General features: G+C 75.2%; 18 protein-coding genes. 9 read left to right on the top strand and 9 right to left on the bottom strand.

Features of this window, described 5'->3' with window-relative positions:
- Positions 1-6 precede the first annotated feature (6 nt).
- The 5 genes from IF06_RS0104075 to IF06_RS0104055 form a co-directional block, all read right to left on the bottom strand.
- A complete protein-coding gene (locus tag IF06_RS0104075; RefSeq protein ID WP_030269090.1) occupies positions 7-3,510 on the bottom strand; it encodes a non-ribosomal peptide synthetase in 3,504 nt (1,167 codons plus the stop codon).
- Complete coding sequence (locus IF06_RS0104070; protein WP_030269088.1) at positions 3,507-5,810, bottom strand: lantibiotic dehydratase; 2,304 nt, start codon at positions 5,808-5,810, stop codon at positions 3,507-3,509. Before IF06_RS0104070 ends, IF06_RS0104075 begins: the two co-directional genes overlap by 4 nt.
- Positions 5,807-8,917 (bottom strand): thioesterase domain-containing protein, encoded by a 3,111-nt coding sequence (locus IF06_RS0104065; protein WP_030269086.1) that lies wholly within the window; start codon positions 8,915-8,917, stop codon positions 5,807-5,809. The genes IF06_RS0104070 and IF06_RS0104065 overlap by 4 nt, the downstream gene beginning before the upstream one ends.
- Positions 8,914-12,363 carry an AMP-binding protein gene (locus tag IF06_RS0104060; RefSeq protein ID WP_232236615.1) on the bottom strand — a complete coding sequence of 1,150 codons (3,450 nt, stop codon included), beginning with the start codon at positions 12,361-12,363 and terminating at the stop codon, positions 8,914-8,916. The genes IF06_RS0104065 and IF06_RS0104060 overlap by 4 nt, the downstream gene beginning before the upstream one ends.
- Before the next feature lie 341 nt (positions 12,364-12,704).
- The gene (locus IF06_RS0104055) at positions 12,705-13,097 is read right to left on the bottom strand and encodes a DUF2267 domain-containing protein (RefSeq protein WP_030269082.1); all 393 of its coding nucleotides are present in this window, start codon (positions 13,095-13,097) and stop codon (positions 12,705-12,707) included.
- 148 nt (positions 13,098-13,245) lie between these two features.
- Here IF06_RS0104055 and IF06_RS0104050 point away from each other — a divergent pair, with 148 nt between their 5' ends.
- Complete coding sequence (locus tag IF06_RS0104050; RefSeq protein WP_030269080.1) at positions 13,246-15,360, top strand: molybdopterin-containing oxidoreductase family protein; 2,115 nt, start codon at positions 13,246-13,248, stop codon at positions 15,358-15,360.
- Positions 15,361-15,454: 94 nt separating this feature from the next.
- On the top strand, positions 15,455-16,159 hold the full coding sequence (locus IF06_RS0104045; protein WP_013285941.1) for a CBS domain-containing protein: 705 nt from the start codon (positions 15,455-15,457) through the stop codon (positions 16,157-16,159).
- 47 nt (positions 16,160-16,206) lie between these two features.
- On the opposite strand, the gene IF06_RS0104040 is transcribed toward IF06_RS0104045, so the two are convergent.
- Genes IF06_RS0104040 through IF06_RS0104030 form a run of 3 tightly spaced genes read right to left on the bottom strand, consistent with a single transcriptional unit; the run spans position 16,207 to position 19,396 of the window.
- Positions 16,207-17,544, bottom strand: a complete 1,338-nt coding sequence (locus IF06_RS0104040) for an MGH1-like glycoside hydrolase domain-containing protein (protein WP_030269078.1) — start codon at positions 17,542-17,544, stop codon at positions 16,207-16,209.
- On the bottom strand, positions 17,541-18,359 hold the full coding sequence (locus tag IF06_RS0104035) for a sugar phosphate isomerase/epimerase family protein (protein ID WP_030269076.1): 819 nt from the start codon (positions 18,357-18,359) through the stop codon (positions 17,541-17,543). The genes IF06_RS0104040 and IF06_RS0104035 overlap by 4 nt, the downstream gene beginning before the upstream one ends.
- On the bottom strand, positions 18,359-19,396 hold the full coding sequence (locus IF06_RS0104030) for a zinc-binding dehydrogenase (protein WP_030269075.1): 1,038 nt from the start codon (positions 19,394-19,396) through the stop codon (positions 18,359-18,361). The genes IF06_RS0104035 and IF06_RS0104030 overlap by 1 nt, the downstream gene beginning before the upstream one ends.
- A gap of 121 nt (positions 19,397-19,517) precedes the next feature.
- On the opposite strand from IF06_RS0104030, the gene IF06_RS0104025 reads away from it, so the two are divergent.
- The 5 genes from IF06_RS0104025 to IF06_RS0104005 are packed head-to-tail and all read left to right on the top strand — an operon-like array spanning position 19,518 to position 23,994.
- Positions 19,518-20,909, top strand: a complete 1,392-nt coding sequence (locus IF06_RS0104025) for an ABC transporter substrate-binding protein (RefSeq protein WP_030269073.1) — start codon at positions 19,518-19,520, stop codon at positions 20,907-20,909.
- Positions 20,906-21,865: a carbohydrate ABC transporter permease gene (locus tag IF06_RS0104020; RefSeq protein ID WP_030269071.1), complete on the top strand. Its 960-nt coding sequence runs from the start codon at positions 20,906-20,908 to the stop codon at positions 21,863-21,865. Before IF06_RS0104025 ends, IF06_RS0104020 begins: the two co-directional genes overlap by 4 nt.
- Positions 21,865-22,731, top strand: a complete 867-nt coding sequence (locus IF06_RS0104015; protein WP_013285935.1) for a carbohydrate ABC transporter permease — start codon at positions 21,865-21,867, stop codon at positions 22,729-22,731. Before IF06_RS0104020 ends, IF06_RS0104015 begins: the two co-directional genes overlap by 1 nt.
- A gap of 22 nt (positions 22,732-22,753) precedes the next feature.
- Positions 22,754-23,356 carry a phosphatase PAP2 family protein gene (locus tag IF06_RS0104010; RefSeq protein WP_013285934.1) on the top strand — a complete coding sequence of 201 codons (603 nt, stop codon included), beginning with the start codon at positions 22,754-22,756 and terminating at the stop codon, positions 23,354-23,356.
- Between the two features lie 32 nt (positions 23,357-23,388).
- Positions 23,389-23,994, top strand: a complete 606-nt coding sequence (locus IF06_RS0104005) for a class I SAM-dependent methyltransferase (protein ID WP_013285933.1) — start codon at positions 23,389-23,391, stop codon at positions 23,992-23,994.
- A 39-nt stretch (positions 23,995-24,033) separates the two neighbouring features.
- Here the strand turns inward: IF06_RS0104005 and eccB are convergent, their stop codons facing one another.
- Complete coding sequence (eccB, locus tag IF06_RS0104000; RefSeq protein ID WP_030269069.1) at positions 24,034-25,443, bottom strand: type VII secretion protein EccB; 1,410 nt, start codon at positions 25,441-25,443, stop codon at positions 24,034-24,036.
- 259 nt (positions 25,444-25,702) lie between these two features.
- On the opposite strand from eccB, the gene trxA reads away from it, so the two are divergent.
- Both trxA and IF06_RS0103990 read left to right on the top strand, forming a co-directional pair.
- Positions 25,703-26,053: a thioredoxin gene (trxA, locus tag IF06_RS0103995; RefSeq protein WP_013285931.1), complete on the top strand. Its 351-nt coding sequence runs from the start codon at positions 25,703-25,705 to the stop codon at positions 26,051-26,053.
- 53 nt (positions 26,054-26,106) lie between these two features.
- Positions 26,107-26,376 (top strand): metal-sensitive transcriptional regulator, encoded by a 270-nt coding sequence (locus IF06_RS0103990; protein WP_013285930.1) that lies wholly within the window; start codon positions 26,107-26,109, stop codon positions 26,374-26,376.
- Positions 26,377-26,506: the final 130 nt, after the last annotated feature.

The raw sequence follows: 26,506 nt of genomic DNA, 5'->3' as shown, positions 1-26,506 counted from the left end.
ATCGCGTCACGGGTGAGGTCGGCGTGGTGGCGGGGTACGGCGGGCGCGGCCCCGCCGGGCGGCGGCGCGCATCGCGGCGCGGGCCAGTTCCGGCCGGTCGGCGGCCCCGTCGAGGCTGGCGGCGAGCGCCCGTACGGTCGGGTGGCGGAACAGGTCGAGCATGGTGATCGAGCGGCCGGTGGCCTCGGTGAGGCGGGCGTGCACGGCGGCCAGGGCCATCGAGTGGCCGCCGATGTCGAAGAAGTTGTCGCTCACGCCGACCGCGTCGCGGCCGAGCACGTCGCGCCAGATCCCGGCGATCAGCTCCTCGGTCGCGGTGAGCGCGTCCGACCCGGCGGGCAGCGGCGCGCGGGCCGGTTCGGCGGTGGCGACGCTCATCGCGCCGAGCGCCGCGACCCGTACCGCCGGGCGGGGCAGCTCGGGCGCGACCTCGGCGGCCGGGGCGTCCGGGTCGGCGGCGAGCGCGCCGACCAGGGCGGCCAGGTCGGCCAGCAGCGCTTCGATCCGCTCGCTCTCGAACAGGTCCGGGTTGTGCACCACCTCGACGCCGGCCCGCCCGTCGCGCTCCACCACGTAGACGGTCAGGTCGAACGGCGACCCGGGCTTCGGTACCGGCACCGGCTCGACGGCCAGGCCGGTCAGCGTCAGCCGGGGCGCGACGAAGTTGAGCACGTTGAACAGCACCTGCACCAGCGGGGCGCGGGAGGTGTCCCGGCCCACGCCGAGCGCCTCGACGATGCGTTCCAGTGGCGCGCCCGGGTGGGCGGTGACCTCGTGCAGTTCGGCGGCGGCCCGGTCGACCTGCTCGGCGAAGCTCGCGCCGCCGGAGCGGACCCGCACCGGCACGGTGTCGATGAAGAACCCGATCACCTCGTCGAATGCGGCCAGCCGCCGGTCGGCGACGATCGCGCCGAGCACGTGCTCGTCGCCGCCGGTGACGCGCCGCAGCAGTTCGCCGAACGCGGCCAGCAGCACCGCCGCGACAGTGCTGCCGCGCGTCGCGGCCAGGTCGCGCACGGCCCGGTCGGCGGTCTCGTCCAGCCGTACCGCGGCCTCCGCGCCGGCGTACGTCTGCACGGCCGGGCGGGGACGGTCGCGGGGCAGGTCCAGCACCGTCGGCGCGCCGGCCAGGTGCGCGGTCCACCAGGCCAGGTCCGTCTCGCCCCGGCGCCGGTCCCGGTCGGCGCGCCACACCGCGTAGTCGGCGTACGTGGCGGGCAGCGGCGGGCGGCCCGGCACCGACCGGCCGAGCGCGCGGGCGTACGCGAGCGCCAGCTCGTCGTAGAGCAGCGCCTCGGACCAGCCGTCGAAGACCGCGTGGTGCACGGTCACCGCGAGCACGTGCTCCTCGGCGGCGAGCCGGAACACGGTCACCTGCCAGGGCGGGCCGGTGGCCAGGTCGAACGCGTGCCCGGCACCGGCCGCGAGCATGCCGGCCAGTTCGGCGTCCGGGTCGGCGGTGCCGGTCAGGTCGACCACCGGCACCGCCACGTCGGTGGGCTCCTCGCGGACCGCGTACGGCACCCCGCCGTTCTGCGGGATGCGCCAGCGCAGCACGTCGTGCCGTTCCGCCACGGCCCGCAGCGCGGCGCCGAGCGCGGTGACGTCCAGCGGCCCGCGCAGCCGGTGCGCGACGGCGATGTTGTACGGCGCGCTGGACGGGGCGAGCTGGTCCATGAACCACAGCCGCCGCTGCGGCGGGGACAGCGTCGGCGGATTGCCTGTGGTGAGCCCGTCGGCGTCGGCGGGGTCGGCGGCGCGGACCCGGTCCACGAGCGCGGCGAACGTGCGGTCGGCGAACAGCACCCGCGTGTCCACCTGCCGGCCCAGCTCCGCGCGCAGCGCGGCGACCAGCCGCATCGCGGCGACGGAGTTGCCGCCGGCGGCGAGGAAGTCGCTGTCCGGGGCGGGCGCGGCGCCGAGCAGCCGGGTCCAGACGCGCCGGACCGCCGCCGTCACCGGGTCGTCGTCGGCGGACGCGTCGGCCACGGCGGCCGGGGTGGCCGCGGCCAGCTCGCGCAGCGCCGGCCGGTCCAGCTTGCCGGTGGTCGCGCTGACCGGCAGCGCGTCCAGCCGCACCGTCCGGGCCGGCAGCATCGCGGTGGTCAGCCGCGTCGCGGCGTACGCCCGCAGCTCGTCGTCGTCGGGCGCGCCGGCCGGGGTGAGGAACGCGACCAGCTCGGCGCCGGCCGGGCCGGGTACCGCCTCCACCGCGACGCGCTCGACGCCCGGGTGGGCGGCGAGCACCGCCTCGATCTCGCCCAGCTCGATGCGCTGGCCGCGGACCTTCACCTGGCGGTCGGCGCGGCCGAGGTAGACGATCCGGCCGTCCGGGCCCTGCCGGACCAGGTCACCGGTGCGGTAGAGCCGCGCGCCGGGGACGTCGCCGAACGGGTCGGGCACGAACCGCTCGGCGGTCAGGCCGGGCCGGTTGAGGTAGCCGTCGGCCAGGCCGGGCCCGCCGATCAGCAGTTCGCCGGTCTCCCCCGCCGGCACCGGACGCAGGTCGGCGTCGACCACGTACGCCCGGTGGTTGGGCAGCGGCCGGCCGATCGGCATCGGGTCGGTGTCGGCCGGGGTGAGGTCGCAGGTGACCGCCAGCACGGTGGTCTCGGTCGGGCCGTAGCCGTTGAGGAACCGGCGGCCGGGCGCCCAGCGGGCGGCCAGCTCGGCCGGGACCGCCTCGCCGCCGCAGAGCAGCACCCGCCACGACGGGAACCCGGCCGGGTCCAGCAGCGACAGCACGGTCGGGGTGATGAAGCCCCAGGTGACCTCGTGCTCGGCGACGAACCGGGCCAGCCGTACCGGGTCGGCCCGGTCGTCGGCGCCGAGCAGCTGCACCGCGCCGCCGAGCGTGAGCGGCACGAACAGGTCCATGGTGGCCGCGTCGAAGCCGAGCGAGGCGATGCCGAGGCTGCGGGCCGACGCGTCGGCACCGGTCAGCGCGCTCACCCCGGTGACGAACTCGACAGCGTTGCGGTGGGTGGTCAGCACGCCCTTCGGGCGGCCGGTGGAACCGGAGGTGAACAGCACGTACGCCGGGTCGCCGGGGCGGGCCGGGCAGGGCGCGAGCGGGGCCGGGCCGGGCAGGCCGAGCGCCGTCACGCCGGGCTCGTCGCCGAACTCGGCCGCCGCCGCGTCACCGACCACCACGCGTACGCCCGCGTCGCGGGCGATCCCGCGCAGCCGGGCCAGGGGGCCGCCCGGCTCCAGCGGCACGTACGCGGCGCCGGCGAGCAGCACGCCCACCACGGTGACCACCAGGTCGGGGGTGCGCGCGCCGCACACGCCGACCCGGTCGCCCCGGCCGACGCCGTGCTCGCGCAGCGCGGCGGCCACCCCGGCGGCCCGGTCGACGAGCTGCCGGTAGGTGAGCCGGGTGTCCCACTGGCGCACCGCCACCGCGTCCGGGGTACGGGCCGCCTGCGCGGTGACCAGGTCGGCCAGGGTGGCGTCCGGCCACGGCAGGTCCGGGCCGTGGACGGCGCTGACGGTCAGGGTGTCGGTCACCGGAGTGCTCCAAGCTGCTCGGCCGGGTCGGTGATCTGGAGGCGCAGTTCGCTGACGTAACCGCGCCCCCGGGCGTCGGGCACCCACGCCTCGGTGGGTGCGGGCAGCAGTTCGGAGACCACCACCGGCACGTCCGGGCCGGTACGCAGCGCGGCGTCGACCATCGCGCACAGCGACTGCGCGTACAGCGGGCCGGTCAGGTCCACGTAGCAGGGCTTGATCTCGGTGCCGACCTTGACGAACACCCGCTCGGGCAGGCCGGTCCCGGCGCGCCAGCGGCGTACCGCCAGGTAGCGGGCGGTCTCGTCGGCGTGGCCACCCAGCCCGCACGCCCCGGCCGTGGTGCGCCAGGTACGCCGGGCCACGACCAGCCGGTCGATGGTGATGCGGGGCGTGTACGCGGCGGCGCCGAGCAGCTTGAACGCGTCCAGCAGCAGCGAGCCGAGCAGCGTGGCGAACACCTCCATCAGCGGCCAGCGGGCGCCGTCGGGGAAGACCGCGGTGAGCTGGTCCCCGGTGCGTTCGACCACCACGGCGGTGGCCGGAACCAGGCGGTCCACGTCGGCGCCGTGCGCGGTGTCGATGCCGAGCTGGCGGTCCGCCGGGCCGGTCAGCGCGTACGTGGTGCGGGTGGTGCGGCGGGGGAAGCTGTCCGGCCAGAGCACCCGCAGCCGGACCGGACCCAGGTCGGCGTCGAGGTCGGCGCGCAGCGCGGCCGGGTCCGGGTGGAACGGGCTGAGCACCGCGCTGTCGAACGCGACCGAGGCCGGGTGCAGCTCGCCGAGCACCAGCAGGAAGTCGCCGCGCTCGACGGCCTCCGGCGAGGCCGCACTGAGCTGCACGTCCGGGTTGTGCAGCCGGGCCGACGGCCAGCCGGGCCGCTCGGCCGGGAAGAGTTCCCGGGCCCGTTCGGTCAGGTCCGCGGCGCGCAGCCGCAGCTCCGCCTGCCCCTCGGGCAGGTCGGCCAGGCCGAACAGCTCGGCCCAGCGCGCGGTGAGCGTGGCGCCGGCCCGGCCGATCGGGCCGTCCGGGGCCACGAGCGTGCCCTGGGCCAGCAGCCACAGGTCGGCCAGCCGCACCGGGCCGTCGGCGGCCAGTTCCTCGTGCAGCTCGGTGAAGAGCTCGCCGCAGCGGGCGGCGACCTCGCCGGTGAACCAGCGGGCGGTACGCAGCACCACCGCCATCGGCTCGGCCAGCGCGTCGATCACCGCCGACCCGATCCGGAACTCCAGGTCGCGGGCGGTCTCCTCGTAGCAGACCGTGCGGGCGGCGTACATCTGACCGCTGTGCCGGGTGGCCGGGCGGCCGGTGACGGCGGTGAACTCGGCGTTGAGCGCGGCGAGCGCGGCACCGAGCCGGTCCGGGTCGCCGGCCGCGGCGGTCACCTCGTCACGGGCGGCGCGGAGCCGGCCGAACTCGGCCGCCGTCGCGGCACGGACCGGCTCGTCGCCGATCGCGGCGATCCGCGCGGCGAGCACCTGCTCGGCGTCGGGCGCGATCGGCAGGTTGGCGCCCCAGCTGAGCCGCCCGCGCTCCACCCACCGGTCCAGCAGCAGGTAGACGTCGTCGGGACTGTGCACCTCACCGGCGTCGCAGAGCCGGTGCGCCAGCTCCAGCGCCGGGGTCCGCCCGTCGCAGGCGCCGAGCAGCAGCGCCTCGACCGGGGTCAACGCGATCGGCGGGTGCAGCGGCGCCCGCAGTTCCCGTCCGGCGACGGTCAGGTGCGGTTGCAGGGCGGGTGCCCACCAGCGGCGGACCGCGAGGTCGTCGGCGAGCCGGTCGGCGTACGCGATGAGCGCCCACGCCTCGAAGTACACCCGCCGCCGGTGCACCAGCGCGGCGCCGGGCGCGGTGTGCACGCCGGGCCGGGTGGCGTCGAACGTGCCCCAGCAGACCGGGCCGAAGAAGCCGATCGTCTCGGCCTTGCCGCAGTAGCGCTGCCAGTAGCGCAGCAGGCTCAGCTCGCGCTTGCGGCGGCGGACGTTGCGGACCTGCGGGTCGGTGCGCAGCAGCCCGTCCAGCGCGATGAGCATGTCCGGGTTCTGCCAGGTCACCGCCTCGCGCAGCAGCGGGTCGGCGGCCAGCTCGCCGGCCACCGCGGAGGACTCGGCGAACGCGTCGCCCAGCGCCTTGCCGAACACCTCGGGGCCGGTGTCGCCGGCGAGCAGCGCGTCCGCGGCGGCGGCGCAGTCCGGCGCGGCGAACCGGTCCAGCCCGGCGGCCGGGAAACCGGCGGTACGCAGGACCACGTCCCGCCACACCGACCAGCCGGTGTCGCCCAGGGGCAGCAGATGGCTCACCGGTGGTCCTCCCGCCGGGCGTCGGTGATGTGCAGGCGCAGCTCGCTGAAGTAGCGGCGGCCCTGCCCGTCGGGCACCCACGCCTGCTCCGGTGCGGGCAGCATCTCGCTGACCGTGAACGACACGTCGTCGCCGCCGTCGACCCGGGCGGCGCGCACCATCGCGCACAGCGTGGTGGCGAACGCCGGCGCGGACAGGTCCACGAAGCACGGCTTGGTCTCGGTGCCGAGCTTGACGTACACCTGCTCGGGCAGGCCGAGGCGGCGCCGCCAGTCCCGGACGGCGAGGAAGCGGGCCCGCTCGCCGTCGGGCACGGCGAGGCCGCTCTCGCCCACCGTGGTCCGCCACGTCTGCCGGGCCAGCACCAGCCGGTCCACGGTGATCCGGGGCGTGTACGGCGCGGCGGCGACCAGCTTGAACCCGTCCACGGCGTGCGCGCTGAGCGGCTCGGCGAAGACCTCGACGAGCGGCCAGCGCTGCCCGTCCGAGGCGGTGGCGACCAGCTCGCCGTCCACCTCCTCGACGACCAGGTCGACCGTGGGCAGCACGCGGGCCGGGTCGGCGCCCGGGGCGTCGAGGAACGCCAGGTGCCTGTCGGTCGGGCCGGTCAGCGACTCGGCGGTACGGCTGGTGCGCCGCGGCCAGTCGGCCGGGAACAGCAGCCGCACCCGCCGCTGCCCCATGTCCACCGCGAGCGCGTCGCGTAGCCGCTCCACGTCCGGGTGCGACGGGGTGAACACCGCGCAGTCGAACGACGACCAGGCGGCGTGCAGCTCACCGAGCACCACCGTGTAGTCGCCGCGCCGCAGCGCGTCCGCGTCGGTGGCACAGATCTGCAGGTCGGGGCTGTGCATGGCGGCGTTGGACCACTCCGGACCGTCGCCGGGGAACACGGCGTCGATCCGGCCGGCGAGGTCGGCCGCGCGCAGCCGTACGTCGGTGGTGCCGGCGGGCAGCGTGTCCAGGCCGAACAGTCCGGCCCACCGGGCCGCGAAGTCCGCCGCCACCGCGTCGACCGGCCGGTCCCCGTCGCCCCAGAACATCCCCTGGGCCAGGAACCACAGGTCGGCCAGCGGCACCGGGCCGCGGGACTCGGCGCGCAGCTCCTCGTACAGGCCGCGCAGCACGTCCAGGTAGGCGCGGGCGAGCGCGTTGGCCAGCCAGCGGGCGGCGCGCAGCAGCACGTCCAGCGGGGCGGCCAGCTCGGCCAGCAGCGGCGCGCCGAACACCACGTCCAGGTCCCGGGCGCTGTCCTCGTAGCAGACCGTGCGGCCGGCGTACATCTGTCCGGCCCGGCGCACCGCGGGCACGCCGGTCAGCTCGGTGAACGTGGCGTCCAGGGCGTCCAGGGCGGTCCGCAGCCGGTCCGCGTCGCCTGCCGCGGCGGCGACGTCGTCGCGGGCGGCGCGCAGCCGGTCGAACCCGGCGCGGGCGGCGGCGCGGGCCGGGTCGTCGCCGATCGCGTCGATGCGGTCGGCCAGCACCCGCTCGGCGTCCGGGCTCACCGGCAGGGCCGCGTCCCAGGTGATCAGTTCCCGTTCGACGAGCCGGTCGAGCAGCGCGTAGCCGTCCTCCGGGCGGCGCAGCCCGATCGCCGGGTCGGCGACCAGGTCGGCGGCGGCGCGCCGGCCGTCGGCCGCGCGAAGCAGCGCGGCCTCGACCGGGGTCAGTGTCAGCGGCGGGCGGCCGGGCCGCAGTACGTCGCGGTCCCGGACGGCCAGGTGGGCCCGCAGCATCGGCGGCCACCACCGCCGCACCGCCAGGTCCGCGCCGATCCGTTCGGCGTACGCGGACAGCGCCCACGACTCGAACCACACCCAGCGCCGCCGGGTCAGGCTGTCGCCGGGGTTGACTCGGGCAACTTCCGGCTGTGCGGGATCGACAGTGACCCAGCAGCTGGGGCCGAAGAAGCCCACAGTCTCGTTCTTGCCGCAGTAGCGCTGCCAGTACTTCAGCAGCGCCCGTTCCCGGTCGCGGCGGCGCACGTTGCGGGCCGCGTCGGCGCCGCCGCGCACCAGCCCGTCGAACGCCACCAGCGCTCCCCGGTTCTGCCAGGTGACCGCCTCGCGCAGCAGCGGGTCGGCGGCCAGCTCGCTGAACCGCTGCGCGCCGGCGCGCAGCGCCTCCTCGAACTCCTTGGTGAACCGGTCCTCACCGGCGCCGGTGGCCAGCAGCTCGTCGGCCGCCGCGGCGGCCCGGGGCGCGGTGAACAGCTCCAGCCCGTCGGCCGGGAAACCGGTGGTCCGCAGCATCGCGTCGCGCCACACCGACCAGCCGGTGCCGCCGAGCGGAACCCGGTGCGCGGCGCCGGCGGTCCCGCGACCGGCGGCGCGCACCGGGTCCGGACCCGCGTCCGGTGTGCCGGGGCGGGTGTCGGTGGGCGCGGCGGTCAGGTCGGCCCGGATCAGCGCGGCCAGCTCGGTCAGCCGGTCGTGCAGGAAGAAGTGCCCGCCGTCCAGCTCGTGCAGGGTGAACCCGGCCGCGGTGTGCTCGGCCCAGGCGGCGCTCTGCTCCCGGCTGACCGCCCGGTCGGTGCGACCGGCGAACACGACGATCGGCACCGGCAGCGGCTCGCCCGGCACGTGGCGGTAGTCGTCGACCCGGCCGAAGTCGGCGCGCAGCAGCGGCAGCAGCAGTTCCACCAGCTCGGGGTGGTCGAGCAGTTCGGCGGGCAGGCCGCCGCCCTCGCCGAGGCGGCGCAGCAGCTCGTCGTCGCCGGCCCGGGACAGCCCGTCGAACGGGCCGGGCGTGGCGACGTGCGGGGCGCGCGCGCCGCCGACGTAGAGCCGCAGCGGCAGCGGGCGGCCGGTGCGGCGCAGCTCACGGACCACGTCGAAGCCGAGCCGTCCGCCCATCGAGTGGCCGTAGATCGCGTACGGGCGGTCGGCACGGGAGGCGATGGCGTCGGCCACCTCGGCGACGCTGAAGCGCGGGTCCTCGGTGATCCGGTTCTCCCGGCCGGGCAGTTGCACCGGCACCACGTCGACGCTCGGACCGAACTCGGCCGCCCAGCGCCGGAACGCGCTGGCGCCCGCTCCGGCGTAGGGCAGGCAGAACAACCGCACCGGCGCCTCGGGTCGGCTTCCGGCGGAGACGAACCAGTTCACCGCGGACCTTTCTGCACGGGGTCGATCCAGTGCCGGCGGCGCTGGAACGGGTAGGTGGGCAGTCCGGTGCGCCGGACCGTGCCCTCGGGGTGCAGCGCGTGCCAGTCGACGTCGCGCCCGGCGACCCACTCGGCGGCCGTCTCGCGCAGCGGGCCGCCGTCACCGGCGATGCGGGCGCCGGTGTCCAGCAGCACGTCCAGCGCGGAGAGCGCGGCCGGCAGGTCGGCGGCGACCACCGCCGCCCGGTGGGCGAACGCCCGCCGGCCCAGCGCCAGCGTGGCGGCCACGTCGGACAGTGCCGGGGCGGCCCCGGCGAGGTGGCTGCGCAGGCGGGCCAGCGCGGCCCGCAGCGCCGCCGGGGTACGCGCGGAGACCGGCAGCAGCCACGGTCCCCCGCCGGGCGGGTCGGCCGGCTCGGCGGGCGGCGGCTGTTCCACCACGACGTGCGCGTTGGTGCCGCCCAGGCCGAACGCGCTCACTCCGGCGACCCGGCGCGCGTCGTCCGGCCAGTCCCGCGCCTTGGTGGGCACGTAGAAGGGTCCGGCGGCCAGGTCGATCTCCGGGTGCGGGCGGGTGAAGTGCAGGTTCGGCGGGATCACCCCGTGCCGGACGGCCAGCACCGTCTTGATCAGCCCGGCGATGCCGGCCGCGGCGTCGAGGTGACCGATGTTGGTCTTCACCGAGCCGAGCGCTGTGGACTCGGCGGGCGCGGCGCCCGCGTACACCTCGTGCAGCGCGGCGACCTCGATGGCGTCGCCGAGTGGCGTACCGCTGCCGTGGCCCTCGACGAAGCGGACCTCGCCGGGTGCGACCTCGGCGGTGGCGAGCGCGTTCGCGACGGCGGCGGCCTGTCCGGCCGGGCCGGGTACGGCGAAGCCGGCCCGGTCCGGGCCGTCGTTGGTGACCGCCCAGCCCGGCAGGATCGCGTAGATGCGGTCGCCGTCGGCCTGCGCGTCGGAGAGCCGGCGCAACGCGACCACGCCCGCGCCGGAGCCGAAGCCGGAGCCGGCGGCGGCCTCGTCGAAGGCGCGGCACCGGCCGTCGGGCGAGGCGAGCCCGCCCGCCCGGTGCCGGGGCCACATCACCGTGGACCCGCCGGCCAGCGCCAGGTCGCACTGGTAGTCGGCGAGGCTCTGCGCGGCCACGCACACCGCGACGAGCGAGCTGGAGCAGGCGCTCTGCACGGCCATCGCCGGGCCGGTCAGGCCGAGCCGGTAGGCCACCTGCCCGGGCAGGTGGTCGGTGAACTGGCGGCCGACGAGCCGGGCCTCCCAGTCGTCCGGGTCGACGTCGCCGACCACCGCCGGGTTGTCCATGAGGTGGAACAGGAAGTAGCGGTTGGCCGAGGTGGCGGCGTAGACGCCGACCAGCCCGGGGAAGCGCGCCGGGTCGTGCCCGGCGTCCTCCAGCGCCTCCCAGGCGGTCTCCAGGAACAGCCGGTGCTGCGGGTCGGTGCGGGCGGCCTCGTCGGCGCCGAAGCCGAAGAAGTCGGCGTCGAAGTCGGCCACCCCGTCGAGGCGGCCGGTGGCGCGGACGTGCCGGGGGTCCGCGCGCAGAGCGGGGCCGATGCCGAGCGCGGCCAGCTCCTCGTCGGTGTGGTCGTGCACCGAGTCGACGCCGGTGCACAGGTTCCACCAGAACGTGGCCACGTCGGGCGCGCCGGGGAACCGCCCGGCGACGCCGACCACGGCGATCTCGTCGCCGGTGTAGTCGCGGGCGGCGCGCACCGGCGCGGCGGGCGCGGGCAGCACCGGGGCGCGGACGGCCTCGGGTGGGGCGTCGAGCAGCGCCGCCTGGGTGGCGACGGTCGGGTGGTCGAACAGGCGCAGCATCGGCAGGCGTACGCCGAACCGCTCGGCGAGGCGCTGCTGCACCTGGCCCAGCAGCAGCGACTGCCCGCCCACGTCGAAGAAGCTGGCGGTGCGGGCGACCGCGTCGCGGCCCAGAACCGCGCACCAGATGTCGTGCACGGCGCGTTCGGTGTCGGTGGCCGGGGCCTCCTCGGCGGGCACCTCGGTGACCGGGTCGGGCAGCGCCCGCTCGTCGATCTTGCCGGTGACGGTGAGCGGGAACTCGTCGACCACCACCACCGCGCGGGGCACGGCGTAGTCGGGCAGCGCGGCGGTCAGCGCCGCGCGCAACGCCGCCGGGTCCGGACGGGCGCCGGCCGGGCGGGCGTACGCGAGCAGCTCGCCGTCGCGCACGATCACGCGCACGCCCGCCACGCCGGGCTGGGCGGACAGCACCGCTTCGATCTCGGTCAGCTCGACCCGGTGTCCGCGTACCTTGACCTGCCGGTCGAGCCGGCCGAGGCAGACCAGTTCCCCGCCGGGCAGCAGCCGGCCCAGGTCACCGGTGCGGTACGACAGCAGCCCGTCGGCGTCGACGCCGAACCGGTCGCTGTCCTGGTTGAGGTAGCCGGGGGCGAGGTGGCGGCTGCGGACCACGATCTCGCCGGTGTCCGGGGCGAGGTCCAGCCGGTAGCCGGGGAACGCGACACCCACCGGCAGCGGCCCGCGGGCATCAGGGTCCACCTCGGACAGCTGCTGCACGTGCCGGGCGGCGAACGTCATCTCGGTGGCGCCGTAGCCGTTGACGAGCACGCAGCCCGGGGCGAAGCGGTCCCGGCCGCGGGCCGCGTCGGCCCAGGTGGCCTGCTCGCCGCCGAGCAGCACCGCCCGCACCGTGGGCAGCCGGCGCGCGCCGAGCGTGTCGAGCAGGAAGCGGTAGACGGTGGGCGTGCAGTGCAGCACCGTGGCGCGGTGCCGGTCGAGCTGGTCGACGGCGTGCGCCAGCCCTTGGCGGCGCAGGTCGACCGGTACGACTGCGGCGCCGGTGAGCAGCGCCGGGTAGAGGTCGGGGATGGCGGCGTCGAAGCTGAACGACGCGAGCAGGCTGAGCCGGTCGTCCGGGCCGACGCCGAGCGCGGCGATCTGGTTGTCGACGACGTGGGCCAGGTTGCGGTGGGTCTGTCCGACCGCCTTGGGTACTCCGGTCGAGCCGGAGGTGAACAGCACGTACGCCAGCGCGTCCGGGTCGGCCGCGACCGGGCGCAGCGGGGCCGGCGGCGCCTCGTCCAGCGCTACGACCGGGCGCCCGGCGGCCAGTGTGGACGCCAGGTCGCGGTGCTCGGCGGCGCAGGCCACCGCGGTGACCCCGGCGGCGTCGACCATGTGGCGCAGCCGCGCGACCGGGAAGCCCGGGTCCAGCGGAACGTACGCGCATCCGGTCGCGAGGGCGCCGAGCATCGCCGCCACGGTGGGCGCACCGTGTGCGGTGAGCAGCGCGATCCGGTCTCCGGCGCGCAGGCCCGCGGCGGCGAACACGGCAGCGTGCCCGCCGGCCGATCCGGCCAGCTCGGTGTAGGTGACCTCGTGGGTCTCACCGAGAAGTGCCGGACGTCCGCCGTGTACCGCCGAGATCGCGCCGAAACGATTGATGATCATCGTCTCTGCCATGTCAGGAAGCGGGTTGCGCTCCACAGAGGGCAGGCAGGCAGCAATCGACGAATGTGATCATTGATCCCCCCCAGGACTTCACATTGGAAGCAGAATATGGCTCGATCCGTGCGCCGGAAGAGCGGCGATGAGGCTTGAGCCGAAGAGGGGACGGCACCTTGGAACCTCGGACGGAGGAATTCGTCCGATCATCCCTCTAGCGCGTAGACGTTTTTCAGCGTACGTGACAACCGACAAATTATTTTACGGTGAAAATACTTCCAGGCCGTGGAATCTTTCGCCGCGACGGCCTCGGTGCCGCAGCTCGACCCGGATCGCGGGGAGCCTGCTCAGACATCGTACGGCGGTCGTGGGATGGGGTCCACCATGGCGTCGAAGCCCTTCGGGAGCTGCGCGACGAGGTCGTGGAACTCCCTCACCGTCACCGTGTCGCGCAGCGTCGCGAGCACCGCGACGGCACCCACCTCGGCGACCGCCGGGTCCACCGCCGCGCGTTCGGCCACGCGGTACAGGAAGTCGACAGCGCCACCGGTGGTGGCGGTGCCGGCGGGCTCCAGATAGCCGCCCACGTCGTCCGGCAGCTGCGCGGCCAGGTCCGTCGTCTCGTCCGCGGTGATCCGGTCGGCGAGGGTCTGCAACACGGCACGGGAGACGGTCGCGGCCTCGTCAGCGGGCAACTCGGCCCGCCGCGCCACCGCCTCGACGAACAGGGGGAACCGCATCCCACCCCTCCCCTCGCCGCCGGCGGGCACCACGCCCACAACGGTCGGCCCCGGCGGGTACCCGCCCCCACCCCGGCCAAACGCCCCACCCACCGGGAGGCGGAAAAGCCGGAGGGCAGGTGGCCGGTCGCGTCGGTAGCATCCGCCCATGGCCCCCGTCACGACCCACCCCGGCGCCTGCCCGCTGGACTGCCCGGACACCTGCGTCTGGCAGCTCACAGTCGACGACGGCCGGGCGGTCGCGCTGCGCGGCGACCGCGACCACCCGTTCACCAGGGGCGCGCTCTGCGGCAAGGTGAACCGCTACCTGGACGCGGTGAACGGGCCGGACCGGCTCACCACGCCCTGGGTCCGCACCGGCCCGAAGGGCACCGGCCGGGTCGCGTACCGGCCGGCGAGCTGGGACGAGGCCCTCGACCGGGTGGCCGCCGGGCTGCGCGCGAGCATCGAGCGGGACGGCCCGGAGTCGGTGCTGCCCTACTACTTCGCCGGCACGATGGGCCTGGTCCAGGGCTGGACCATGGGGCCCCGGCTCTTCGCCCACCTGGGCGCGTCCCGCCTGGACACCACCATCTGCACGGCCGCGGCGCGGGCGGCGCTGCGCTCGCTCTACGGCGCCTCGGTCGGCTTCGAACCGGAGTCGATCGTCGAGGCGAACCTGATCGTGCTCTGGGGCGCCAACCCGCTCGTCACCAACCTGCACCTGTGGCCGTTCGTGCAGCAGGCCCGCGAGCGCGGCGCGTACGTGGTGACGATCGACCCGCTGCGCACCGACACGGCGGCCCGCAGCGACGAGCACGTCGCGCCGCTACCAGGCACCGACGCGGCGCTCGCTCTCGGGCTGATGCGGCACGTCCGCGACGCCGGGGCGGCCGACGAGGCGTGGCTGGCCGCGCACACCACCGGCTGGCCGGAACTGCGCGCCCGGCTCGACGACTGGCCGGTGGAGCGGGCCGCCGCCGAGTGCGGCCTGCCGGCCGGGACGATCCGCCGTCTCGGTGAGCGGATCGCCACCACCCGGCCCACAGCGGTACGGGTCGGGCTGGGCCTGCAACGGCACCACGGCGCCGGGCAGGCGATCCGGGCGATCTGCGCGTTGCCGCTGGTCACCGGCGACTTCCGGTACCCCGGCGGCGGGGCGCTGGTGACCACCAGCGGCCACCACCGGGTCGACAACGGCCCGGTGATCCGGCCGGCCGGCATGCCCGCCCCGCCGGCCCGGTCGCTGAACATGAGCCGGCTGGCCGCGGTGCTCACCGGGGAGGCCGACCCGCCTGTCACCTCGCTGGTGGTGTTCAACGCCAACCCGGCGGCGACCGCCCCGGACCAGGCCCGGCTGCTGACCGGGCTCGGCCGCGCCGACCTGTTCACAGTGGTGCTGGAGCAGCGCTGGACCGACACCTGCGACTACGCCGACGTGGTGCTCCCGGCCACCATGCAGCCCGAGCACCTGGACCTCCAGACGTCCTACGGGCACCACTACACGACGCTGAACCTGCCGGTCACCCGCGCGCCGGGCGAGGCGCTGCCGAACACCGAGATCTTCCGGCGGATCGCCGCCGCGCTCGGGATCGACCACCCGGCGTTCCGGGACAGCGACGAGGACCTGGCCCGGCAGTTGCTGGCCGACGCCCCGATCACGTATGAGGAGCTGCGTGAGCGCACGTACGCCCGGCTCACCGGTGTGCCGGTGGGTTCCGCGCCGTACGCCGAGGGCGGTTTCCCCACCCCGGACGGGCGGGCCCGGCTGCACGACCCGGCGCTGGCCGCGCTCGGGGTGGACCCGCTGCCCGGATACACGCCACCGGCCGAGGCGGCCGACCCGGAGCTGGCCCGCCGGTTCCCGCTGACGCTGCTCACCCCGGCCAACCGTTACCTGATGAACTCCACGTTCGCGTCGCTGCCGTGGCACACCCGCCTCGCCGGGCCGCCCCTGGTGCACCTGCACGCGGACGACGCGGCGGCGCGCGGGCTCGCCGACGGCGACGCGGTACGGGTGCACAACGACAGGGGCGCGTTCCTCGCCGCGGTGGCGGTGGACGAGGCGACCCGGCCGGGGTGCGCGTTCACGTACAAGGCGTACTGGGCGCGACGCAGCCCGGGGCGGTCCACCGTCAACGCGGTCACCGGCGTCCGGGACACCGACCTGGGCGAGGCGCCCACGTTCCACGACTGCCGGGTGGAGGTCGAGCCGGTGCCGGCCGAGTTGCTGACCGCCGAGCCGCCCCTCGACGAGGTCGCGGAGCCCGTCGCGGCTGGGTGATTCGGGACCTCCGGCCCCCTGACCTGGTCTTTGCGCCCCTGCTCCGGCCCGTCGCCGCCGCCTAGCGTCGGAGGCGGACACAGGGAGGTTCGCCATGCGTACGTGGCAGGTGCAGGACGTGATGACCAGGGACGTGGCGTCGGTACGGGAGGGCACTGACTACCGGGAGATCGTCGACGTGCTGACCGAGCGGCACGTCACGGCGGCGCCGGTGGTGGACGAGACCCGCCGGGTGCTGGGCGTGGTGTCCGAGGCGGACCTGATGTACAAGGTGGAGTTCCTGGGCCAGCCCCAGGAGCGGCGGATCCTGCCGGACCGGCACCGCCGCGAGGCGCGGGCGAAGGCCGGCGCGACGCTCGCCGCCGACCTGATGACCGCTCCCCCGGTCACCATCACGCCGGACGCGACGATCGTGGAGGCGGCCCGGCTGATGGACGCGCGCGGCGTGAAGCGGCTGCCGGTGGTGAACGACCTCGGCCGGCTGGTCGGCATCGTCACCCGCGGCGACCTGCTCAAGGTGCACCTGCGCCCGGACGCCGGCATCCGGCGGGACGTGGTCGAGGAGGTGCTGTGGCGCAGCCTCGGCGTCCGCGACGGGGTGGTGGACGTGACAGTCGACAGGGGCGTGGTGACGCTCACCGGCCAGGTGGAGTGCCGGTCCACCGCGCAGCTCGCGGTCCGGCTGACCCGGCAGGTCAGCGGCGTGGTCGAGGTGGTCGACGCGCTCGGCTACGCGATCGACGACGCGCCGATGTCGGCGCTGCGCATCGGCGGCGCCACCCCGGCCGGCATCGCCTGAGCCCTGGACGGCCCGGTGGGCGCCGGCGTGCCCGGCGCCCGCCGCTGTCACTCCTGGGCGAGCGCGTCCAGCACCAGCGCGGCGGTCCAGCTGAACGCCGGTGAGCCGAGACCGGCGCCGGTGTCCGGGTGGAAGTACTCGTGGCAGCCGGCCCGGTCGACCAGGTCGAGCAGCGACTCGCGCAGCCCGGCGGCCAGGTCGACGCGGCGGTGGGTGCGCAGTCCCTGCCAGAGCAGCCAGCCGGTGTTGATCCAGCTCGGGCCGCGCCAGTAGCGCAGCGGCTCGAAGTCCGGCGCGGTGCGGTCGTACGTGGGCAGCGGCCGGTCCATCCGGGCGGCCAGCCCGAAGCGCGGCGAGCACGCCTCGGCCAGCAGCGCCGACACCTGCGCGGCGGGCAGTTCGGGCAGCGCCAGCGGCATCAGCCCGAGCACGGTCCGGGCCGGCACGAGCCGGTCGGCGCGCACGTCGCGGGGACGGAACGTGCCGGCGACCGGATCCCAGAGGCGGGTGACGAGCGCCTCGGTGATCCGGGCGCCCCGGTCGCGGTGCGGCCCCGGGTCGGCGCCGATCACAGCGGCGATGCGCGCGAGGGCGTACTCGGAGACGCCGAGCGCGGCGTTCACCAGTGGGCACTCCACCAGGAACGGATGCCGTCCGAGCAGGCCCTCGTCCCGGTAGCGGCCGGCCCGGTAGCTCTCCACGAGCGCGACGTACCGCGCGTAGTCCAGGTCGGTGGGGCGCTGCGCCGCGTCGGCGTGCGCGGTGTCGTGCCGGCGGTACGCGCGCATCACCGCCTCGTCGGCGGGCACCCCTGCGAGCGGCACGTCCCAGGCGGGGCTGTTGTCCAGCCCGGACTCCCACGGGTGCACGATCGACGCCAGCCCGCCGCCCCCGGCGTCCCGCCGGCCGGTCAGGTAGCGCTGCTGCGCGACCAGCCTCGGGTAGAGCCGCCGCAGCGCGGCCACCGACGCCTCGCCGGGCGCGCGGCGGTGCACCAGCCAGGCGGCCGGGGCGTGCACCGGCGGCTGGACGATCCCGGAGGTGGCCCGGGCCGGTGAGCCGTCGGCGCGGGCCGAGTCCCAGAACTGCGGCCCGGGGAAGTACGGCCCGGCGCGCGAGGCCGGGTTGAACACGATGTGCGGCACCCGCCCGTCGACCCACTGCGCGGCGAACAACGTGCGCAGCTCCCGCCAGGCCCGGTCGGGGCGGACGTGGGCCAGGCCGATCGCGATGAACGCCGAGTCCCAGCTCCACTGGTGCGGGTAGAGCGTGCGCGAGGGGACCGTGTGGTCGTGTTCCCAGTTGGCGTCCAGGGTGGCCAGCGCGAGGCGGCGCAGCCGGGCGTGGCGGTCGGCGTCGGCGCGTACCCGGGTGGTCAGCGTCATGCGGCGGCCCGCCGGGGACGGGCCTGGGCCAGCGCGGTGGCGGCCTGGCGCAGCGCGGCGACCGGCTCGCCGCGCAGCCGGCACTCCAGCGCCAGCCAGCCGGTGTAGCCGATCGCGTCGAGCGTGGCCAGCAGCGCGCCCCAGTCCAGGTGCCCGGCGCCGGGCTGGTGCCGGTTGGAGTCGCTGACCTGGACGTGCCCGAGGTACGGCGCGGCGGCGCGCAGCGCGGCGTGCGGATCGTCCTCCTCGATGTTCATGTGGTACGTGTCGGCGGCCACCCGCAGCGCCGGTGACCCGACGGCGCGGCACAGCTCGACGGCCTGGTCGAGCCGGTTGACCATGTGGTCCTCGTACCGGTTGAGCGGTTCCAGGAACACGGTGACCCCCTCGGCGCGGGCGTGCCCGGCCAGCTCGCCCAGGGCGTCGACGAGCACCCGCCGGTCGCCGTCGGCCGAGCGTGGTGGTTCGAACGGCGGCAGCCGGTAGGAGAACATGCCCCACGCGGCCGGGGTCATCGCACCGACGCCGCCCAGCTCGGCGATCACCGACAGCTGGGAGCGCAGGTTGTCCACCGCGTCGCGGGAACGGGCCGGGTCGAAGTCGCCGATGAAGTGGTCCATCTCGACGCAGGAGGTCGGCATGACCACGCCGGCGGCGCGGGCACGGCGCAGCTCCGGCAGCCGCCGGGCCAGGGCCAGGTCGCCCCGCCCGCGCAGCTCGATGCCCTGGTAGCCGAGGGAGACGGCGAGGGCGTACTTCTGGATCAGGTCGGTGCCGGGAAGCAACTGCTCCTGGCACGAGAGCGGAATGTCCATCAGAACCTCAGCACCACTTGGAGGACGTCACCGTCACCGCGGTCGAGCAACGCCAGGGCGTCGGCCACCGCGCCCGCGTCGACGACGTGGCTCACCAGCGGCAGCGGGTCGACGCTGCCCTCGGCCACCAGGTCCATGAAGGTGTGTGCGATCCGCGTCCCGGACCACCGGCCGGCCGTGCCGGGTGCCGGGTCCGGCCCGGAGACCTGGGCGGCCACGAGCTGGATCCGGTTGTGGTGGAACTCCTCGCCGAGTTCCAGCCCGTGGGCGTACCCCTGGTAGAAGCCGGCCGCTACGACGCGCCCGGCGTGCGCGGTGGCGCGGATCGCCTCGTGCAGCGCCGGGTACGACCCGGACAGCTCCAGGCACACGTCGGCGCCCCGGCCGTCGGTGGCGGCCCGCAGCGCGACGGCGGGCGAGTCGGCGGCGGCGTCGACCACCCGGCGCGCGCCGAACCGGGTGGCGTGCGCGAGCCGGCCCGGCATCCGGTCGACGGCGACGACGCGGGCGCCGGAGAGCGCGGCCAGGCGCGTGCCGAGCAGCCCGATCACGCCCTGCCCGAACACGCCCACCCAGTCGCCCAGGTGCAGGTCACCGGCGAGCACCGCGGTCAGCGCGATGGCACCGGGCCGGGCGAACACGGCGGCGAGCGGGTCGAGGCCCGGTGGCAGCGGATGCGCGGCCGTCGCGGGGAGCACGGCCTCGGCGCGGTGCCCCCAGATCCCCCAGACGAGCTGGCCGGGCCGTCGCCCGGCCACGTCGGGGGCGACCTCGACGATCTCGCCGACCTCCTCGTAACCGAAACCCACCACCGGGTACGCGGGCGCGGCCTGGCGGGGCACGAACATGCGGGAGCCGGCGTCCCAGTCCTTGCGCAGTCGCGGGTTGCTGCCCCGGTAGAGCGTCAGTTCGGTGCCTGCGGAGATGCCCGAGTAGCGGGTGCGGACGCGGACCTGACCCGGACCGAGCCGGTCGGTGGGGCAGGGCTCCAGGCGTACGTGCCGGGGCCCGGCCAGAGAGACAACCCAGTTGCTCATGGCGTCGCTCCGAGTGAAGTGCCGACCCCGATTCTAACCCAAAAAATGGGCATATGTGATTCGATTGATGAATCGATGGGTATTAGCGGCAGGCCGTGCTCTTTCGAGAGGAGTGCCACCGATGTCATCACCCTCCACGCGGCGGCTCGCAATCAGCCTGATCCTGGCACTGGCCGGGACCGGCGTGGCCGCATGCAGCGACGACGGGCAGAAATCCGACAGTTCGCAGATCACCGTCTGGAGCCTGGAAGACGTGGCGGACCGCGTCGCCGCCACCAAGGCGATCATCGCCGACTACACCGCCAAGACCGGCGTCAAGGTCAACCTGGTCACCGTCAACGAGGACCAGTTCCCGTCCCTGATCGCCTCCAGCGCCGCCGCCGGCGACCTGCCCGACGTGGTCGGCTCGGTCTCACTGGCCGGGGTGCGCACGCTGTCCGCCAACGAACTCCTCGACGCCGACGCCAACGCCGCCGTCGTCGACCGGCTCGGCCGGGACACGTTCACGCCCCGCGCGCTGGAACTCACCAGCGACGGCGGCACGCAGCTCGCCGTACCGAGCGACGGGTGGGGCCAGCTGCTCGTCTACCGCAAGGACCTGTTCGCCGCCGCCGGCCTGCCGGCGCCCGACACGTACGAGAAGATCGCCGCCGCGGCGGCGAAGCTGAACACCGGTGGCGTCGCCGGCATCACCGCGGCCACCTCCCCCGGTGACGTGTTCACCCAGCAGACGTTCGAGCATCTGGCGCTGGCGAACAACTGCCGGCTCACCGACGACTCCGGCACTGTCACTCTGGACTCCCCCGAGTGCGTCGAGGCGTTCCGCTTCTACGGCGACCTGATGCGGAACAACTCCGTCAAGGGCGCCCAGGACGTCGACACCACCCGGGCCACCTACTTCGCCGGCAAGGCGGCCATGCTGATCTGGTCGCCGTTCATCCTCGACGAGCTGGCCGGGCTGCGCGCCGACGCCCGGCCGACCTGCCCGCAGTGCCAGTCCGACCCGGCCTGGCTGGCGAAGAACAGCGGGTTCGTCACCGCGATCAAGGGCCCCAACGGCACCGAGCCGGCCCAGTACGGCGAGGTCAGTTCCTGGGCGGTGCTCGACGGCGCCGCCGACCCGGCGAAGTCGTTCGTGGAGTACATGCTCTCCGACGGCTACCCGCGCTGGTTCGGCATGTCCCCCGAGGGGCGTTTCCCGGTGCGCACCGGCACCCCGGAGGACAAGCAGAAGTTCCGGACCGCCTGGAACACCAGCCCGGCCGGTGTGGACACCAAGAAGCCGCTGTCGGAGGTCTACGGCGAGGACGTGCTCGCCACGCTGCGGCGCAGCCCCGACACGTTCCAGCGCTGGGGCCTGACCGAGAACCAGGGCAAGCTCGTCGGCGCCATCCTCGGTGAGCTGCCCGTACCCAAGGCGCTGGCCGACGTCGTCGGCGGCAGGTCCGACGCCCGCGCCGCCGCCGAACGCGCCCGCAAGGACGTCGAAGCGATAGCCAAGGGCGTCAATTGACCACCACCGCGCCGGAGGCCGGCCGCTCCCCCGCGCCGGAGCGACCCCGCCGACCCGGCCGACGCCCGCTGACGCTGCGCCGCCGCGAGTCCCGCGCCGGGCTCGCGCTGGTCACCCCGACCCTGCTCGTCGTGGTCGCGGTGATCGGCATACCCATCGTCTGGACGGTGGTGCTGGCCTTCCAGCGGGTACGCCTGGCGACGCTGCGCAAGACCGGCCTGTTCGGCGAGCTGACCCTGGACAACATCGACCGGGTGCTGCACACGCCCGGGTTCGCCGACACGCTCTGGACCACTGTGCTCTACAGCGTCGGCGGCACCGCCGGCTCGATCGTGGTGGGCCTGGTGGCGGCGCTGGCCGTACGTGGGCCGTTCCGGGGCCGCACGCTGGTGCGCGCGTCGATGCTGCTGCCGTACGTGGCGCCGGTGGTCGCCATGACGTTCGTCTGGCAGGTGATGCTCGACCCGCAGCTCGGCATCGTCAACGACTGGGGGCGGCGCTTCCTCGGCTGGGACTCCCCGGTGCCGTTCCTGTCCCAGGAGTCCACCGCGCTGTGGACGGTGATCGCGTTCGAGGCGTGGCGCTACTTCCCGTTCGCGTTCCTGTTCCTGCTGGCCCGGCTCCAGGCGGTGCCCGTCGAGCTGGAGGAGGCCGCCCGGGTCGACGGGGCGACACCCACGCAGCGGTTCCGGCACATCCTGCTGCCGCAGCTCATGCCGGTGATCGCGCTGATCGGGGTGCTGCGGTTCATCATGACGTTCAACAAGTTCGACGACGTCTACCTGCTCACCGGCGGCGCCGCCGGCACCGAGGTGGTCAGCGTACGGGTCTACCAGTTCCTCACCGCCCGCACCGACATCGGCGCGGCCGCCGCCCAGGCGGTCGTGCTCGCCGTGGTGCTGCTCGTGTTCGTGGCGATCTACCTGCGCTTCTTCGGCGCGCGACGGGAGGCGTGATGGACCGGGACCGGATCGAGACGGTGAGCCTGCGCTGGCTGCGCCGGCTGGTGATCGCCGGGTTCCTGGTGGTCACGCTGCTGCCGTTCTGGTACATGCTGGTGCTGTCGGTACGCCCGATCGAACGCCTGCTGCTCGAACCCGGCTCGCTCTGGGTGCCGTTCGGCGAGCTGACCGTCGCCACGTACGCCGAGGTGCTGAAGTCCGTCTCCGACGGCGGCCAGGGCTTCCTCACGTTCATCCGCAACAGCGGCCTGGTGGCGCTGGCAGCCACCGCGCTCACCCTGGTGATCGCCATCCCCGGCGCGTACGCGGTGTCCCGTCTGCGGTTCTTCGGCCGCCGGCAGGTCAGCGCGCTGTTCCTGGCGGTCTACCTGTTCCCGTCCATAGTCATCGCGATCCCGCTGTTCGTGGTCTTCACCCGGGCCGGGCTGCGCGGGTCGCTGACCGGGCTGGTGCTGGTCTACATCTCGCAGACGCTGCCGGTGTCGGTCTACATGCTGAAGAACTACTTCGAGACCATCCCGGTCAGCCTGGAGGAGTCCGCGGCGATCGACGGCGCCGGCCGGCTCGGGATCATCCGCCGGGTCAGCCTGCCCCTCGCGGCCCCGTCGGTGATGGCGGTCGCGCTGTACGACTTCATGATCGCCTGGAACGAGTACCTGTTCGCGCTGCTGTTCCTGGTCGACCGGCCGGACCGGTGGACCGTGTCGCTGGGGCTGTCCCTGCTCGCCGACGGCGTGGAGGTGCCCAAGACCGTGCTGATGGCCGGCTCGGTCATCCTCACGCTGCCGATCGTGGTGCTGTTCTTCGCCGGGGAACGCCTGCTCACCGAGGGACTCACCAGCGGAGCCGAGAAGGGCTGAGCATCCGTGCCAGGATGATCGGGTGCGAGCATCACGGGAGCGCCGGGCCGGCGCGCGGGCGGCCCGGCTGCTCACCGAGGCGCTCGCCCCGACCGTCCTGGTCACCGCGCTGCCGCTGATCGCCGCCGCCCGGGTCAGCCGCTCGGCGGGCCAGTTCCTGCTCTGGGGCGGCATCGCGCTCACGTTCTGCGCCGTCATCCCGATCGGTGTGCTCGTGCACGGCGTACGCCGGGGACGCCTCACCGACCGGCACGTCGGCGACCGCACGCAACGGGCCCGGCCGCTGTCGATCGGGCTGGCCTCGGTCGCGGCCGGGTTGCTGCTGCTGGCGGCGGTCCGCGCGCCGGCCGAACTGTTCGCCGTGATCGTCGTGGTCTTCGTGGTCGGCGCGGCCTGCGCGCTGGTGAACCACTGGTGGAAGCTGAGCATCCACGCTGCGGTGGCCGCCGCCACCGTCGCCGTGCTGGTGCCGCTGGCCGGCCCGGCCGCGAGCCTCGGCTGGGTGCTCGTCGCGGCCGTCGGCTGGTCCCGGGTACGGCTGGGCGACCACACCTGGCCGCAGGTGCTGGCCGGCGTCGCGCTGGGCGGGCCGCTCGCCGCCGGCACGTTCCTGGCGCTCGCCTGACCCGTTGCCACAAGATCAGCTACGGTGGCCCCATGGCCAAGCCGACCCGCTGGGTGACCGACACGAAGCCCGGCCACTCGCAGTGGTACGTGGACCGGTTCCGTCAGCTCGCCGCCGAGGGCGCCGACCTGTCCGGTGAGGCGCGGCTGCTCGACGCGCTCGTACCGCCGGGCGCGCGTGTCCTGGACGCCGGCTGCGGCACCGGCCGGGTCGCCGCCGCGCTCGCCGCGCGCGGGCACGACGTCGTGGGCGTGGACGCCGACCCGACGCTGGTCGAGGCGGCCCGCGCCGACCATCCCGGCCCCCGTTTCCTGGTCGCCGACCTGGCCGAGCTGGACCTGGCCGCCCAGGGCGAGGCCGAGCCGTTCGACGCCGCGGTGCTGGCCGGCAACGTGATGGTCTTCGTCGCCCCCGGCACCGAGCGCGACGTGCTGGCCCGCGTCGCCGCGCACGTGCGCCCGGACGGCCTGGTCGTGGTCGGCTTCGGCACCGACCGCGGCTACCCGGTGGCCGACCTGGACGCCGACGCGGTCGCCGCCGGGTTGCGCCCCGAGCACCGCTTCGCCACCTGGGACCTGCGGCCGTGGCGGGACGACGCCGACTTCGCGGTGAGCGTGCTGCGCCGCCCCGCCGGCTGACCGCTGCTCTTTCTCCCCAGCGGATCGCGCGCTCGGCGCTCAGGCGGGCGCGGCGACCGTGCGGGCGGCCTCCGGGTCGAGCGGGCTACCGGCCGGCAGCAGGTCCACCAGGCCCGCCGGCAGCCGCGCCGGGCGCACGCCCGCGTACCCGAGCATGCCCGGCACGTCCGCGCCGGTCAGCGCGTACCGCCGGCCCAGGTCGGTGACCACGCAGATCGCGCCGCCGGTCGCGCCCGGCGCGGGCACCGCCTCCACGAGCGCGCCGCGTCCCGGCTCGACCACCACCGCGTCGGCGAGCCCGGCCCGGCCGCCGGCTGTCCGCGCGGCGGCGTTCGGGTCCGGCGCGGTGACGCCCAGGCGCAGCTCGCGGACGCCTGTGTCGTCGTCGGCCCGCGCGCAGAGCGCGCCCTCGTCGGTGGCCAGCCGGGGCGGTACGGTGGGCGGCGCGCTCGCCCCACCGGGCACCAGACCGGGAAGCTTCGGCAGCGCGGCGAACCGGCCGAGCGTGATCGGTTCCGGCTCGCCCTGGCCGGTGCGGGCCAGCAGCAGCGCCGCCTGCAACTCGGTGATGCCGGCCAGCCCACCGCGCTTGGCGACCGCGTACTGCCGTCCGCCGCCGGAGTTGCGCACCAGGTAGACGTCGCCCACCGTCGCACCGGTGACCCGCTCGGACGGCTCGCCGAGGTCGTCCACCGGCGGCGGGGCCAGGTCGGCGCCGGCCGGTAGCGTGTTCAGCAGCGCCGCCGCCACCGGCACCGCCCGCTCCCGGGTGGCGGCGAGCGCGGCGAGCACCCGGTCCGTGTCGCGCAGCAGGTAGCGCCGGTCGTGCCAGAGCAGGTGCAGGCCGCCGTCCGGGTGCAAGGCGAGCAGGCCCAGGTCGCCGAGCGCCCGGCCGCCGGCGGCCTCCCGCCCGATCAGCAGCACCGAGCGTGCCTCGCCGCGCCCCGCCGCCGGACGTCCGGTCTCCCCGCGCCCGGCCTCGTCGCCCGCCACCGAGCAGAGCGTCCAGGCGTCGCGGACGAGCCGGTTCGGCGCGGGCAGCGAGTCCGGCGCGTCGGCGATGCCGAGCGGCAGGCCGCGCGGCACCCCCTCGATGGCGCGGCGGCCGACCAGCACCGTCTTCGGCCGCTCCGCCCCGATGATCAGCAGCGCGGAGGCGTAGTTCGACACCGGGTGCAGCTTCTCGTCGCGGTAGACGAATCGCGCGCCCGACTCCTTCTCCACGATCACCGCGCCCGTCTCGCGCCACGAGTCACCGCCGCCGGTGAACAGGCCGTAGAGGGCGACGCCGCCGAGCGCGATCGCCGCGACCAGGACGCTGGCCAGACCGGCGCCGGCCAGCCGGCGGAACGGGGACTGCGGCGGGTCCGTCTCCCGCATGACGAGCGCGGCGACCGCCCGCTGGACGGTGAACTGGTACGAGTGCAGCTGGTCCTGCCGCGACGCCATCGTGTCCCTTCCGCCGGGATCGCCGGCGCACAGGATAAGCGCTCCGTCGATGTTCCGGCGACCCTGCGTGTCCCTCACTGACCCTTAGTTGCCGGCCCGCTCCGCCAGTACGCCGAGGTGGCTGGATCCCGCTCACCCGGACCCCGCCACCTCCCCGACCTGGAGTCGATCAAGCCAGCGGCCCGGCACCACCCCCCGGAATGGATACCCCCGGGGGTGTGTTACACATGCCGGAACCCGAAACCGACGGAGGTACCTGATGGCGAGCGTGGCGTTGACCACCACCGACTTCGCGGAGACCGTGAACCGGGACGGCATCGTCCTGGTCGACTTCTGGGCCGGCTGGTGCGGCCCCTGCCGCGCGTTCGCGCCGGTCTACGAGAAGGCCAGCGAGCAGCACCCGGACATCGTCTTCGGCAAGGTCGACACCGAGGCCGAGCAGGCCCTGGCGGCCGCCGCCCAGATCCGGTCGATCCCGACACTGATGGCGTTCCGGGACGGCGTGCTGGTGTTCGCCCAACCGGGCGCCCTGCCGACGGCCGGGCTGGAGGAGCTGATCCGGGCCGTGCGCGACCTCGACATGGACGAGGTCCGGGCCAAGACCGCCTGACGGGTGGCGGCACTGGTACCCCCTGGGGTATCTTCGAGCGCAGGAGGTACGACGTGAATCTTCGACCGGAGATGACAGGCGAGGCGCTGACCCGGCTCAAGCGGGCCCGGGGGCAGCTCAACGCCGTCATCGAGATGATGGAGAACGGCGAGGACTGCCGCGCCGCGCTGACCCAGCTCGCCGCGGTCTCCAAGGCCATCGACCGGGCCGGTTTCAAGATCATCGCCTCCGGCATGCGCTACTGCGACGCCGCCCGCCAGGCGGGCGAGGAGCCGGAGATGACCGAGGAGGAGCTGGAGAAGCTCTTCCTGTCCCTGGCCTGACGGCGCCCGCCTGACCGGCTGAGTCCCGCCCGCGCCGTGTGACAGCGACGCGGGCGGGTAAACACCTGCCTGGAGACCCAGGCCGCAGACTGTCCCACGCATACCCCCCGGGGTATATAGGCAATGAGAG

It is taken from the genome of Micromonospora globosa, assembly GCF_000717585.1.
Taxonomy (GTDB): domain Bacteria; phylum Actinomycetota; class Actinomycetes; order Mycobacteriales; family Micromonosporaceae; genus Micromonospora; species Micromonospora aurantiaca.
Note: the sequence above shows the minus strand (reverse complement) of the source record. Positions and strands in the feature narration are given on the sequence as shown.